Here is a 13876-nt window from a genome sequence, read left to right as displayed (position 1 = left end):
ACTCAAACATGTTTAAAAGAGACAGACTGCGGGAGGTGTGCCGTGATCGACCGTGAGCCGGCAGCCTGGCTGTGGCTGAAGGAGCACCTGGTCCGCCTCCGCCAGGCCACCAGGCCGGGACAGGGCCCGCCCACCGGGGAACCCGCCGTCGTCGTGCGTACTGCCGTGGTGACGGATTCTGCTGCCGCACTGCCCGCCGACTGGGTCCGGGCCTTCTCCATCAACGGCCGGCTGGCCGTCATCCCCATGCCGGTCATGGTCGGCGAGGAGATCTTCGGCGAGGGTGAGGACGACATCAGCGGGACCATAGCGCTGGCCCTTGCTGCTGCTACTCCCGTCAAGACATCCCGTCCCTCGCCGGGACAGTTTGAGCAGGCCTACCTGGCGGCCGAGCGGCAGGGTTTCGAGTCTGTGGTTTCCATCCACATCTCCGGCGGTCTTTCCGGCACGGCCGATGCCGCCCGGCTCGCCGCAGAACGGGTCAAGATCCCCGTTGAGGTGCTGGACACCCGAACGGTGGGGATGGCTCAAGGGCTCGCTGTCCAGAGTGCGGTAGTGGCGGCAGCGGACGGCCGCAACGCCGGCGAGGTGCGCCGGCTGGCCGAGGAACGCGCTGCCCGCAGCAGGGTCTTTTTTTATGTGCCCAGCCTGGAACAGCTGCGGCGGGGCGGACGCATAGGCGCCGCCGCTTCCCTGGTGGGAGCCATGCTGTCCATCAAGCCGATTTTGGCGGTCGACGACGGCAAGATCGTTCCGCTGGAAAAGGTGCGGTCCGCAGCGAAAGCCGTTGCCCGGCTGGAGGAGATCGTGGTGGCCGAGGCCGCGGGCCGACCGTTGGGGGAGGCCCGGCTGGCCATCCACCACTTCGGCAACCGGTCCGAGGCCGAGCTGCTCGCAGCCCGGCTGGCCACGAAGCTTCCGGCCTGTCCTCCGGCCCAGATCAGCTCGCTGCCCGCCGTGCTGGCCGCGCACGCCGGGCTCGGTGTCCTTGCCGTGATCGTGGGGGAGAGCAGTTCATCGGTTGCCGGTTGCCTCGCCGCCGGGAACGCGGAGGCCGGCGGCTGAGCCAGGGCCTCCACTGTTGACGTACTACCAGCGCCCGGCCTCTGGTAGTACAGTCTCCCCACCGAACAAGGAGGCCCCCATGTCCATGCAAGTCCATCACGTCGCACAGCTGGACCGGGACGTGGCTGACGAAGTCACCAAATGGCTGAAATACCTCAAAGGCCAGGTCACGAGCGTGCAGTTCCTCACCACCACGATTCCCGACCCCAAGGAGCCGGAGAAGTGGCGGGTGCAGTACGAGGCCTACATCACCTACCAGCGCTAGCGGCGCTATCCACATAGAGCATGACGGGACTGTCAGGGGGACCGCCAGTTTCCTAGCGTGGTGGATATGTCACGCCGGACCGCTGGAGCCGCAGCCAGCACTCCGCCGCGCGTTGGCGAAGGGCGCGAATCTGATCGGGGGACTTCGTCCGCCCGGGGAAGTACCGCGGGGACGCGGGCGGCCAGGAGACTGGCGGCCTCACTCGGGCCGCCCGCCACGTCCGGCCACCCTGACGGGGACGAAACATCCGGTCGGCGCGCGGGCAGCGGTGCCGCGGGGTTGCTGGAGCCGGGGACTCCGGGTGGCTTTGTTTACGGCAGGCAGGCAGGTTCGGGCGGGTCAACGCCCTCGAGCGAAGCGGCGGAACCACGCTTGCGGTGGCGCCTGGGTATCCGTGCGGCGGTGCTGGTGGGTGTTTTTTCGCTGATTGCCGGGGCCTTGCTCTGGTGGCAGGTCGCTGCCAACGGCCCTGTTGTCATGCCGCTTAGTCCAGCAACCCAGGACCAGGCCGGAGCATCCGCCGGCAGCCAGACTGACCAGGGGAGTGCTGGCCCGGACAATGACGGCCGGCCCGGTGGCAGCCTGGGCAGCGGGTCGGATCGGGACGTCGTGGTGCACATTGCCGGGGCGGTGAAGAAAACCGGAGTGGTCCGGCTTCCGCGTGGAAGCCGCGTACATGACGGCATCAACGCGGCTGGAGGTGCCAGCCCGGAGGCCGACCTTGATCGCCTTAACCTCGCCTCTGCTTTGGAAGACGGCCAGAAGATTTACGTGCCGCGCCGCGGGGAGGCGGTGCCGGCTGAGTCGCCGGCCGGGCCGTCAGCAGCTGGACCGGCACCGGCAGACGGCTCTGGACCGGGCAGCACTTCGGGTGGCACGTCCGGCGCTGGAAGCGGCACTGAGTCCGGGGCAGCGGGCGGCGGCTCGGGAGCCAAAATCAACCTCAACACGGCCACCGCCGAGCAGCTCGCCGGGTTGCCGAAGGTTGGCCCGGTGCTGGCACAGAGAATCGTCGATTGGCGCACGCAGCAGGGCCCCTTTAAATCGCCGGAGGAACTGGACGCAGTTGATGGCGTCGGCCCCAAAATGCTGGAAACGCTGCTGCCCTTGGTGACCATCTGACATGGACGGCAGGAACGGACGAGCACCCAGCCGGTGGCACCGCTATGTCCAGGCGGCCGTGGACTACCCGCGGGCCGATCCGCCGGCTAGTGACTTTGGTCGGGTTGATTCTTCATCGGGCCACCCCGCCCCTGCCCCGTCGATCGCCCCGCACCCCCGGTCCCGTCCCGGGCCCGCGAGAACGGTCGGCCATAAGATTCATGCCGACCTCCGCCGTCGTTTGCTGCCCGAGGAACAGGCCACGGCTGGAGGCGAACAGAACCGCCGCCGGACGGACCTCCGGCTTGCCCCTGCCACACTGCTGGTCTGGGCAGCCACCGTCGCGGGGCCCCGGCTGACGCCGGATCTGCTTCTGCTTGTCTGGAGCGGACTTGCGGCTTCCGCCGCGGTGCTGCTGGCCATGGTCCTGCGAAGGAAGAGAGCAGGTGGCTACTGGCGGCGGTCGTTCCTGGCTACGCTGACCGCGGCACTCATGCTTGCCGCAGCATCGACCGCACATTCGGCAGTGTCATCGGCGCAGCGTTCGGACGAACACCTGGCGGGGCTGATAGCGGGGCGGGCACCGGTCGTGGCGGAGGCTGAGTTGACGGGGCCGCCGCGTGTCCTGAAGACGCCGGGCCCGTCCGGCCGAGCCGAACGCTGGGCGGTGACGGCGGTGCTCCGGTCGCTGACGTCGGGAGGCCGCGTGGCGCGGGCGCGCCTGCCGGTGGTCATCATCGGCGGGCTGGAGTGGCAAGATGCCGGCACCGGCCAGCTGATCCGGGTCACCGGAAAGCTCCGGCCCGCGGATGCAGGCAGGGTGGAGTCGGCGATGCTGACTGCGTCATCGCCTCCAGTCCGGCTGGCAGCAGCGCAGGATTGGCAGCGGGCCCCGGCTGCCCTGGGGAAGCGGTTTGCCTCCGCCTCGGCCTGGCTTCCCCCCGATGCCCGTGGCCTGCTTCCCGGCATGGTCACCGGCGACACCGGCGGATTGAACGAGGCATTGGAAACGGCCATGAAAACCGTGGGCCTGACGCACCTCACCGCCGTGTCCGGGGCAAACTGCAGCCTCATTCTTGGTGCCCTGCTGCTGGTGGCACGTTCCCTGCGCCTGGGGAGGATCCCGGCCGCGGCGGCGGCCCTGGCGGGCCTTGGTTTGTTCGTGCTCATGGTGGGACCCGATGCCAGCGTGCTCCGGGCCTCGCTGATGGGCGCGGTTGCCGTGGCATCCCTGGCTGGCGGCCGGGCCGGCAGGGGCCTGAGCTTCCTCTGCCTCGCCGTGATTGCCCTGCTGCTGGTGGAACCCGGGCTGGGGGTGAGCTTCGGGTTCCTGCTTTCAGTCCTGGCCACGCTGGGCATCATTGTGCTGGGACGCGGGATCATGGGCTGGTTTCCATCGAAAGTGCCGCGCTGGGCGGCTGCCGCTGTCGCTGTTCCGCTGTCGGCCCAGGTGCTGTGCGGGCCTGTCATCGTGCTGCTGCAGCCGCAGTTTGCCACGTATTCGTTGCTGGCCAACGTGCTGGTGGCCCCTCTCGTAGCCCCTGTCACCATCCTCGGTACCGCTGCCGTAGCCATCCTGCCCCTCCTCCCGTGGCTGGCGGCCGTGCTGATAGGTGTCGCCGGCTTCTTTGCCGGGGCCGTGGCTTCCGTCGCACGCTTCACGGCCGGGCTTCCAGGCGCCGCACCGCCCTGGCCGGAGGGAGTGTTCGGCCTGCTGACCATGCTGCTGTTCTCCGTGCTCACGATGCTCGTGCTGTGGCTGGGCGTCCATCCTGGCAGGAGCATCAAACTCGTCCTTGAAGCCCACGCCCGCACAGTTCGCGCCCTTGACCTGCTGCCGGAGCGCCGGCTCCGCCGCGCCGGACCCGGGGGCCGTGGGAGACTTAGAGTCTGCAATCTGAACTCCGGGAGGAATCACCAGTGGCCGCTGCCCAGCAACGACCGAAGACGCCCGCAGCAAATTCGGCGTCCTGGCGGGACGTGACCCCTGCGGCGGTCGTCCTGATCACGGGCCCCGAGGAGTACCTCGGCATCCGGGCGATGGACCGCGTCCGCCAACAGGTACGCGCCGCAGCTCCCGACGTGGAAGTCACCCGGTTAAGTGCCGGCACCTATGAGGCCGGGGCGCTGGCCATGAACGTCAGCCCCTCGCTGTTCGGCGAGAGCAAGCTGATCGAGGTGGACGGCCTCGAAGCGATGAACGATGCCTTCCTGGCAGACGGGCTGACCTATCTCAAGCAGGTGGAGCAGGACGCTGTCCTCGTGCTGCGGCACGGTGGCGGAACCCGTGGCAAAAAGCTCATCGACGCCGTGAAGGCCGGCGGCTGGCCGACCGTTGACTGCCAGCCGCTGAAGAAGGATGCGGAGAAGACCGCCTTCGTGACCGCTGAGTTCAAGGCCGCGGGCCGGCGGATCACGCCCGATGCAGTTCAGTCACTCGTCAACGCGGTGGGCGCCAACCTGTCGGAACTCGCGGCGGCCTGCAGCCAGCTGGTGGCCGACGCCTCGACCGCCGTCGACGCCGACATGGTTGACCGGTACTACGGCGGAAGGATCGAGGCGACGGCTTTTAAGGTGGCCGACGCCGCCATGGCCGGGAACGGTTCCCTCGCCCTGTCCACCCTCCGGCATGCGCTGGCCACGGGCGCCGATCCCGTGCCACTGGTCGCGGCGTTGGCGGCCAAGCTGCGGACTGTGGCAAAGGTGGCCGGCGCCAAAGGTTCGTCGGCGCAAATCGCCAAACAACTGGGCATGCAGCCGTGGCTCGTGGAACAGGCGCAGCGGGACGTCCGCAGGTGGACGCCGGAAGGCCTGGCCCGCTCCATCCAGGTCACGGCGGAGGCCGACGCGCAGGTCAAGGGCCTTTCCCGTGACCCTGTTTACGCCGTCGAGCACGCAGTGACCGTCATCGCGTCCGCCGCCCGCGGCCGTTAGCCCGGGCGGCTGGACGCTGGCTCGCTGCCGGGCCCGCCGCTGTGCCATGAAGTACGTTTGTGTGCCCGCCCACGGCGGGTCCGCCGTCGTAAGTTAAAAGAGAAGTGGCCGGCACCAATGGTGCCGGCCACAAGCATCAGTTCAGATGAACTGGAAAACCTTAGAGTGCGTTGACCTTCTTGGAGATCGCCGACTTGCGGTTTGCAGCGTTGTTCTTGTGCAGAACACCCTTGCTGACAGCCTTGTCCAGCTTACGGCTGGCAGAAACGAGCGCAGTAGTAGCAGCTTCCTTGTCAGCGGACTCAACGGCGGTGTTGACGGCGCGGATGGCCGTCTTCAGCTCGGACTTGACTGCGTTGTTGCGCAGACGAGCCTTCTCGTTGGTCAGGATGCGCTTCTTCTGGGACTTGATATTTGCCACGTGTGAACTCTCTTTGTAATGCGGAAATGGTCTAGAGGGCTTTCAAGCTGGCCTTGACTGAGCGGCGTGGGGATACCTATGGCGGCCAGCCATCAGTGACCGTCGACCTGCACGGACACACAGCTAAAAATATTAGCAGGTCGGAGCCGTTTGTGGCCATTCAGGCCGGGGACGGCGCGCCGTCATCATTTCCAGCCGCGCAGGCGCCGCAACTCGTCCGCCACCAGCCTAAACGTCTTCCCGTCCAGCACAGATCCCTCGCGCCTGATGTCGGCCGGGTGGATCTGCAGGACGCGGTCCAGCTTCACCTCGCTGGGGCGGCCCTTTCTGTCCCACGGTCCGGTGCCGACATCCACATGGCTGAACCGGGCGCGCGGGTGCCCGTCGTGGTCCTTGCTGGTCAGCATCAGGCCCAGCAGATACCTCCCGTGGCTGCCGACCAGCAGGACCGGGCGGTCCTTGCCGCGTGAGTGGTCCTCTTCGAAGGGAACCCACGTCCACACGATCTCGCCGGGGTCCGGGCGGCCGTCGGGGGAGGGGGAGTACCGCAGCGTCGCCGTGCCGGTGAAGTCACCCGGGTACCTCCCGGTGACCCCGCCGGCGGGCCGCGTCGGGCTGCCGGACCTGCCCCGGACAGGCTTGCGGGCCGGCTGTCCCGGCACGCCCAGGAAGCGGAGCGCTGCGCGGACGGCGCCGCTGATGGAGGAGAAGTTCAAAGCCATGCCGGCCACCCTACCTGCGCCGCCTTCACAGCTGCCCAACCCAAAGCCGCCGGACAAAAGCGGCCGTCCCGGGGTGCCCGGGCAAAATGTACTGTCATCGCCCCGGACGTGGGAGACTAGAGGTTCAGATATGCGGCCGGCAGCAGGATGGCCAGAGTTCAGCCTGAACAACGCCGCGGAAATGCCAACAGTAAGGACCCTGCGTGTCTCCCATGGCCCGCACCGCCCCGGTGCCCGCCGCGACAGATCCGGCCATTATTCGGAATTTCTGCATCATCGCGCACATTGACCACGGTAAGTCCACCCTGGCCGACCGCATGCTGCAGTTCACCGGCGTCGTGCAGCAGCGCGACATGAAGGCCCAGTACCTGGACCGCATGGACATCGAGCGCGAACGCGGCATCACCATCAAGTCCCAGGCCGTGCGCATGCCCTGGGAGCTCGACGGTGTGAGCTACGCCCTGAACATGATCGACACCCCGGGCCACGTGGACTTCACCTATGAGGTGTCCCGTTCGCTCGCCGCCTGTGAGGGCGCCATTCTGCTGGTCGACGCTGCGCAGGGCATCGAGGCCCAGACGCTCGCCAACCTGTACCTGGCGATGGAAAACGACCTCACCATCATCCCGGTCCTCAACAAGATCGACCTGCCCGCAGCCCAGCCGGAGAAGTACGCGGCCGAACTCGCGGGCCTGATCGGCGGCGACCCCGAGGACGTCCTGCTGGTATCGGGCAAGACCGGCGTGGGCGTCGAGGCCCTGCTGGACAAGATCGTGCGCGATCTCCCCGCACCTGTCGGTGACCCCGAGGCTCCCGCCCGGGCCATGATCTTCGACTCCGTGTATGACACCTACCGCGGCGTGGTCACCTACGTCCGTGTGGTGGACGGCATGCTCCACCCGCGCGAGCGCATCCAGATGATGTCCACCAAGGCGAGCCACGAGCTCCTGGAAATCGGCGTCAGCGCCCCGGAGCCCACCCCCTCCAAGGGCCTCGGTGTCGGTGAGGTGGGGTACCTCATCACCGGCGTGAAGGACGTCCGGCAGTCCAAGGTGGGCGACACCGTCACCAACCTGGCCAAGCCCGCCGCCGAATCGCTGGGCGGCTACGAGGACCCCAAGCCCATGGTGTTCTCCGGTCTCTACCCCCTGGACGGCACCGACTACCCGGTGCTCCGCGACGCTCTGGACAAGCTCAAGCTCAACGACGCTGCCCTGATCTACGAGCCGGAAACCTCCGCCGCACTCGGCTTCGGCTTCCGCGTGGGCTTCCTCGGCCTGCTGCACCTTGAAATCGTCCGTGAGCGGCTCGAGCGCGAGTTCAACCTGGACCTGATCTCCACCGCGCCGAACGTGGTTTACGAGGTGACGCTGGAGGACAAGAGCCACGTCACCGTGACCAACCCCAGCGAGTTCCCCGCGGGCAAGATCAAGGAGGTCCAGGAGCCCATGGTGGCCGCCACCATCCTGGCCCCCAACGAATTCGTGGGCGCCATCATGGAACTCTGCCAGGGCCGCCGCGGCCAGATGCGGGGCATGGACTACCTCTCCGAGGACCGCGTGGAACTCCGCTACTGGATCCCGCTGGCCGAGATCGTCTTTGACTTCTTCGACCTGCTTAAGTCCAAGACGCGCGGCTACGCCTCACTGGACTGGAAGGCCGACGGCGAACAGGTCGCCGACCTGGTCAAGGTGGACATCCTGCTCCAGGGCGAACAGGTGGACGCCTTCAGCGCCATCACCCACAAGGACAAGGCCTACGCCTACGGCGTGATGATGACCGGCAAGCTCCGCGAACTCATTCCGCGGCAGCAGTTCGAGGTGCCGATCCAGGCCGCCATCGGGTCCCGGATCATCGCCCGTGAATCCATCCGCGCCATCCGCAAGGACGTTCTGGCCAAGTGCTACGGCGGTGACATCTCCCGTAAGCGCAAGCTGCTGGAAAAGCAGAAGGAAGGCAAGAAGCGCATGAAGATGGTGGGGCGCGTCGAAGTGCCCCAGGAAGCCTTCATCGCCGCCCTCACCACCGACGACTCCTCCAAGGACAAGGCCAAGAAGTAGTGATGACCGTGGCCGTAAGCTCCGGAGGCCGCGCCCATGCCTAGCGTTCTTCCCCTGGGCGACCCCGCGCCGTCGGACGGCCTGCTGCCGCCGCAGGCGCTGGAGGGTGCAGCTGACCGGGCCTTCGGGCTTTATGTGCACATCCCGTTCTGTGCGGTGCGCTGCGGCTACTGCGACTTCAACACGTATACCGCCACCGAGCTCGGCGGCGGCGCGTCGAAGGATGCCTACGCCTCCACCGCCATCTCTGAAGTGGACTTTGCCGCCGGGGTGCTGGAACAGTCGGGGCTGCCGGCCCGGAAGCTGAGCACTGTGTTCTTCGGCGGGGGCACGCCCACGCTGCTCCCTGCCGGGGACCTGGCGCGAATCCTCCGTGCCGCCATCGACAGGTGGGGGATCGAACCCAACGCCGAGGTGACCACGGAGGCCAATCCGGACTCGGTTACGCCCGAATCCCTGCAGCTGCTCGCCGACGCGGGCTTTACCCGCGTCTCCTTCGGCATGCAGTCCGCCGTGCCGCACGTGCTGAAGGTCCTGGACCGGACCCACACCCCGAGCCGCGTGCCGCTCGTGGTGCAGTGGGCCCGCGACGCCGGCCTGGCAGTCAGCCTGGACCTGATCTACGGAACGCCTGGCGAGTCAATGGAGGACTGGCGCTTCTCGCTGGAGACCGCGCTGTCCTACAAGCCGGACCACATCAGCGCCTACGCGCTGATCGTTGAGGACGGCACCAAGCTCGCCGCCCAGATCCGCCGTGGGGAAGTCCCGGGAATCGACGACGACGACCACGCCGACAAGTACGAACTCGCCGACAAGATGATCACCGACGCCGGCCTGCACTGGTACGAGGTCAGCAACTGGTCCGCGACGCCGGACCAGGCTTGCCGCCACAACCTCGCCTACTGGCGCGGGGACGACTGGTGGGGCATTGGCCCGGGGGCCCACTCGCATGTGGGCGGTGTGCGCTGGTGGAACGTCAAGCACCCCACCGCCTACGCCGGGCGGCTGGGGTCAGGCGTCTCCCCGGCGGCCGGCCGGGAGACGCTCGACGCCGAAACGCGAAGCGTCGAAAAGGTCATGCTGGAAGCCCGGCTGTCCTCGGGGCTTGAGACCGCCGCCCTCTCGCCGTCCGGAAGGAAGGCCCTGGCCGGACTGATCGCCGACGGCCTCGTGGTTCCCGGGCAGGTCTTCAGGGGCCGCCTCGTCCTCACGCTGAAGGGCCGGCTCTTGGCGGACGCCGTGGTCCGCAGGATCCTGCCCGACTAAATGGGCCCACGCCCGCAGGGTTCCCTGGCCGAGCGCTTGCAAGGTTGGGGGCGGGTTTGGGCCCACGCTCGCAGGGTTCCCTGGCCGAGCGCTTGCAAGGTTGGGGGCGGGTTTGGGCCCACGCTCGCAGGGTTCCCTGGCCGAGCTTGCGAGGCTAGGGGGCGAGTGGGGACTACTTAATCCAACGCAGGTTGTACTGGTACCGGTGCGGCTGGCCCTTGTTGACGTGGACGCCGGCGGACACCGCGAAGCAGGTGAGCGCGATCCAGATCAGCGTGGCCAGGACGGCAAACAGGTTTCCGACGACGGGAAGCAGCACGAGGAGATTAGCCACGAAGGCCGCGATGGTCGGCGGCAGGGTGAAGTTGAGGGCTTCCTTGGACTCCTGCGCGGTGAAGGGGCCGCGGTCGCGGAAGATGAGGTAGATCAGCAGCGCCGGGACACAGCCGAGGATGCCGCCGAAGTGCGCCAGGGTGGCCCACTGCCGGTCCTCGCTGGCGGTCAGCGGAAGCGCGTTGGCCGGTACGCCATGGTACTGGGGCAGGTCCTGGCCGGACTGTGTGTCCCTGCGGTCGCGAGCGTCTTCTGCCACGGTGTCTTCCTTTAGCTTGCGTTGGTGCGATCGTGCTTTGGTGCTGCGGTGCTGCGGTGCGGCGCCGGGGGCCGCGGTGCGGTGACGCCGTACCAAGGATACCGGGCCGTAGGGGTAATCGCGGCTCAACGCTGAAACCACGGAAAGTAGCGGCGTGAACCGTGGCCGTGGGGACTAGGGGACGGTCAGGAAATCAATGACCTCTTCGACCCGGCCCAGCAGGGCGGGCTCGAGATCGGCGTAGGTGCGGACGGCGCCGAGGAGTTTCTGCCAGCCGAGGCCGATATCCTCTTTGGTTTCGTGCGGCCAGCCGAAGGCAGTGAGAATCCCGGTTTTCCAGTCCGTCCCGCGCGGCACCACCGGCCACTGCGGAATCCCCAGCACCGACGGCCGGATCGCCTGCCAGACGTCGACATACGGGTGGCCCACGATCAGCACGTTTCCGGCAGCGCCGGGGGAGGCCATCACCGCGTCCGCGATCCTGGATTCCTTGGAGTCGGGAACCAGATGGTCCACCAGGACGCCCAGCCTGCGGCCGGGACCGGGGCGGAAGGAAGCCACCGCCGCCGCCAGGTCATCGATGCCGTGCAGCGGCTCGACGACGATGCCCTCCACCCGGAGGTCGTCACCCCAGACTTTTTCCACGAGTTCGGCATCGTGCTTGCCCTCAACCCAGATGCGGCTGGCCTTGGCCACTTGGGCGCGCTGCCCTTCCACGCGCACAGAACCTGACGCTGTTCGTGCGGACGTTCCTGCGCCTGCGGGCTTCGCCTTGGGGGCCGGCGGCATCAGGCGGATCGGCTGTCCCTCCAGGAGGAATCCGAAGCCAAGCTTGAAGGACCGGGACTTGCCGCGGCGGTCTTCGAGCGCCACCACGTGCATGCCGCCGGACTTTTCCACCCGGGTCACTGCTCCCACCCAGCCGGACTGGGCATCCTCGAGCACCATGCCACGTTCCACCGGCACCTCGGGCAGGCTCTTCCTGGCGGGCGCTGCCATCTCCTGCGGGCCCCAGTTCTGGTACTGCATTCGTTCACCGCTTCGCATTAGGAATTTGCACAGGTAGGAGCCGCCCCGGCGGCGGGGATGCCCCCGGGGGACAGGCGCCCGGAATTTCGCCCGGAGCGGTACCAATGCTAACAACGCGGCGACTCATATTAGACTTGTTAGCACTTAGGCATGTCGAGTGCTAACCACAGCGTTTCCGGGCGGGAATCATGCCCGGCACGGTTAAGGCCAGAAGGAGGTGGACTGTGAGCGAACCACGGAAGCTTGAGGTGCTGCGCGCCATCGTGGAGGACTATGTCCATTCCCGCGAGCCCGTCGGTTCCAAGGCGCTGGTGGAGCGGCACCACCTTGGCGTTTCCAGCGCCACCATCCGCAACGACATGGCGGCGTTGGAGGACGAGGGCCTCATTACGGCCCCGCACACCAGCGCAGGCAGGATTCCCACCGACAAGGGCTACCGGCTGTTCGTCGACCAGATCTCGGCGGTCAAGCCGCTCTCCCCGGCGGAGAAACGCGCCATCCAGACACTGCTGGAGGGGTCAGAGGACCTCGACGACGTCCTGGACCGCACGGCCCGGCTTCTGTCCCAGCTGACCAACCAGGTCGCCGTCGTGCAGTACCCCCACCTGAGCCGTGCCGTGGTGCGGCACATCGAATTCGTGCTGCTGGCGCCGCGCAAGGTGCTGATCGTGCTGATTGCCGACTCCGGCAAGGTCGACCAGCGCGTCGTCGACGCCGGGCAGGATCTGTCGGACGACACTCTCGCCGCCCTGCGCACCCGGTTCCTCACCGGTGTCGCGGGAACACCGGTGGCCATCCTGCCCCAGCACCTGGCCGCCGTCGTGGCCGGCTGCACGCCCGCCGAACGTCCGGCTGCGGTTGCGCTCGGCAAGGGGCTGGAAGGCCTCGCGCACAACAGCCGGGAAGACCGCATGGTCATGGCCGGAACGGCCAACCTCGCGCGGTCCAACGTGGACTTCCCCCTCAGCATCGGCCCAGTCCTTGAGGCCCTCGAGGAGCAGGTGGTGATGCTGCGGCTCCTGAGCGACATGGCCCAGGACCCGAGGGGAGTGGCCGTCAGCATCGGCCGCGAAAACCCCTACGACGGGCTGGCCGAGGCGTCCGTGGTTGCCACCGGCTACGGCCCGGACGCCAGCGCCAAGGTGGGCATCCTCGGCCCCACCCGGATGGACTACCCCACCACCATGGCCGCCGTCCGCGCGGTGGCCCGCTACCTTTCGAGGATCCTGGGACCGTGACCGCACGCCCCGCACATCCTCTGACCACAGGCAGTACAACCAGGAAGAGATACGAACTTTGAGCAGCCACTACGACGTTCTTGGAGTCTCCCCGGAAGCCACCGGCGAAGAGATCAAAAAGGCCTACCGCAAGCTGGCCCGCTCGCTTCACCCGGACGTCAACCCGGGCGAAGACGCCGCGGAACGGTTCAAGGCCGTAACCCACGCCTACGAGGTGCTGTCCGACCCGCAGAAGCGCCGCGTCTACGACACCACCGGCAATGAAAACGGCACCGACAACGGCTTCGGCGGCGGCTACGCCGGGCAGGGCTTCGCGTTCCAGGACATTTTCGACACCTTCTTCGGTGCCGGCGGCACCTCCGGACCCGCCTCCCGGGTCCGCCGCGGCCAGGACGCGCTGATCAGTGTCCGGATCGACCTGCGCGACGCCGTCTTCGGCGTCAACAAGAAGCTGGAAGTGGACACGGCCGTCACCTGCCCCACCTGTGAAGGCTCCTGCTGCCAGCCGGGCACGCACCCGGAACGCTGCGACATCTGCGGCGGCAGCGGCCAGGTGCAGCGGGCCGTCCGCTCCATCCTGGGCCAGGTCATGACCGCCGCTCCCTGTGGTTCGTGCGAGGGCTTCGGCACGGTCATCAAGGACCCCTGCAACGAGTGCAGCGGCCAGGGCCGCATCCGCAGCCGCCGCTCCCTGACCATCAAGGTCCCCGCGGGCGTGGCCACCGGCACGCGGATCCAGCTCTCCGGGCAGGGCGAGGCCGGCCCCGCGGGCGGGCCGTCCGGCGACCTGTATGTGGAAATCCGGGTCAACAACGACTCCACTTACGTCCGCGAGGGCGACGACCTCCACGCGACCCTGAACATTCCCATGACCGCTGCGGCCCTTGGCACGGAACTGAGCCTGGAAACCTTTGACGGCAAGCAGGAGATCGACGTCAAGGCGGGAACCCAGTCCGGCGAGATCATCACCCTCCGCGGGCTCGGCGTGACCCACCTGCGGGGCTACGGCCGCGGCGACCTCAAGGTCCACCTGCAGGTGGAAACGCCGTCCAAGCTCGACCCCGCGCAGGAGGACCTGCTCCGGCAGCTGGCCAAGCTCCGCGGCGAGCAGTTCTCCGAGGGCAAGCTCGCGGCCAGCGGCGGCGTCTTCGCCAAGCTGCGGGACCGCCTCGGTAACCTGTAG

13 protein-coding genes are annotated in these 13876 nt (G+C 67.7%); 9 read left to right on the top strand and 4 right to left on the bottom strand.

The genetic code is table 11. The features are described 5' to 3' along the window. Positions 1–42: 42 nt before the first annotated feature. The 5 genes from ACFUTU_RS18195 to holA all read left to right on the top strand — a co-directional run bounded on the left by ACFUTU_RS18195 (position 43) and on the right by holA (position 5365). On the top strand, positions 43–1065 hold the full coding sequence (locus ACFUTU_RS18195) for a DegV family protein (protein ID WP_377966789.1): 1023 nt from the start codon (positions 43–45) through the stop codon (positions 1063–1065). Between the two features lie 79 nt (positions 1066–1144). After that, entirely contained in the window at positions 1145–1330 is a 186-nt protein-coding gene (locus tag ACFUTU_RS18190) for a hypothetical protein (protein ID WP_307103089.1), read from the top strand. Positions 1331–1702: 372 nt separating this feature from the next. Beyond that, positions 1703–2452 carry a helix-hairpin-helix domain-containing protein gene (locus ACFUTU_RS18185; RefSeq protein WP_377966786.1) on the top strand — a complete coding sequence of 250 codons (750 nt, stop codon included), beginning with the start codon at positions 1703–1705 and terminating at the stop codon, positions 2450–2452. A gap of 1 nt (position 2453) precedes the next feature. After that, complete coding sequence (locus ACFUTU_RS18180) at positions 2454–4415, top strand: ComEC/Rec2 family competence protein (protein WP_377966784.1); 1962 nt, start codon at positions 2454–2456, stop codon at positions 4413–4415. Beyond that, positions 4352–5365, top strand: coding sequence for a DNA polymerase III subunit delta (gene holA / locus ACFUTU_RS18175; RefSeq protein ID WP_377966782.1), 1014 nt, complete (start codon positions 4352–4354; stop codon positions 5363–5365). The genes ACFUTU_RS18180 and holA overlap by 64 nt, the downstream gene beginning before the upstream one ends. Positions 5366–5525: 160 nt before the next feature. Here holA and rpsT read toward each other — a convergent pair whose 3' ends face one another. Both rpsT and ACFUTU_RS18165 read right to left on the bottom strand, forming a co-directional pair. Beyond that, entirely contained in the window at positions 5526–5786 is a 261-nt protein-coding gene (rpsT, locus tag ACFUTU_RS18170; RefSeq protein WP_018761400.1) for a 30S ribosomal protein S20, read from the bottom strand. 185 nt (positions 5787–5971) lie between these two features. Next, complete coding sequence (locus ACFUTU_RS18165) at positions 5972–6508, bottom strand: type II toxin-antitoxin system PemK/MazF family toxin (protein ID WP_377966780.1); 537 nt, start codon at positions 6506–6508, stop codon at positions 5972–5974. Positions 6509–6711: 203 nt separating this feature from the next. On the opposite strand from ACFUTU_RS18165, the gene lepA reads away from it, so the two are divergent. Both lepA and hemW read left to right on the top strand, forming a co-directional pair. After that, a complete protein-coding gene (lepA, locus tag ACFUTU_RS18160; protein WP_377966778.1) occupies positions 6712–8568 on the top strand; it encodes a translation elongation factor 4 in 1857 nt (618 codons plus the stop codon). A gap of 36 nt (positions 8569–8604) precedes the next feature. Then, the gene (gene hemW / locus ACFUTU_RS18155) at positions 8605–9834 is read left to right on the top strand and encodes a radical SAM family heme chaperone HemW (protein ID WP_377966776.1); all 1230 of its coding nucleotides are present in this window, start codon (positions 8605–8607) and stop codon (positions 9832–9834) included. A gap of 172 nt (positions 9835–10006) precedes the next feature. Here the strand turns inward: hemW and ACFUTU_RS18150 are convergent, their stop codons facing one another. Beyond that, complete coding sequence (locus ACFUTU_RS18150; protein ID WP_076802815.1) at positions 10007–10426, bottom strand: DUF4870 domain-containing protein; 420 nt, start codon at positions 10424–10426, stop codon at positions 10007–10009. Between the two features lie 174 nt (positions 10427–10600). After that, the gene (locus ACFUTU_RS18145) at positions 10601–11455 is read right to left on the bottom strand and encodes a DUF3097 domain-containing protein (RefSeq protein ID WP_377966774.1); all 855 of its coding nucleotides are present in this window, start codon (positions 11453–11455) and stop codon (positions 10601–10603) included. 224 nt (positions 11456–11679) lie between these two features. On the opposite strand from ACFUTU_RS18145, the gene hrcA reads away from it, so the two are divergent. Continuing rightward, positions 11680–12693 carry a heat-inducible transcriptional repressor HrcA gene (gene hrcA / locus ACFUTU_RS18140; protein WP_377966772.1) on the top strand — a complete coding sequence of 338 codons (1014 nt, stop codon included), beginning with the start codon at positions 11680–11682 and terminating at the stop codon, positions 12691–12693. A 58-nt stretch (positions 12694–12751) separates the two neighbouring features. Then, complete coding sequence (dnaJ, locus tag ACFUTU_RS18135) at positions 12752–13876, top strand: molecular chaperone DnaJ (RefSeq protein WP_377966770.1); 1125 nt, start codon at positions 12752–12754, stop codon at positions 13874–13876.

The organism is Arthrobacter sp. NPDC057388 (genome assembly GCF_042668165.1).
In the GTDB taxonomy this organism is placed as follows: Bacteria; Actinomycetota; Actinomycetes; order Actinomycetales; family Micrococcaceae; genus Arthrobacter.
The sequence above is the reverse complement of the archived record's forward strand: the minus strand, read 5'-3'. Positions and strand labels throughout refer to the sequence as shown.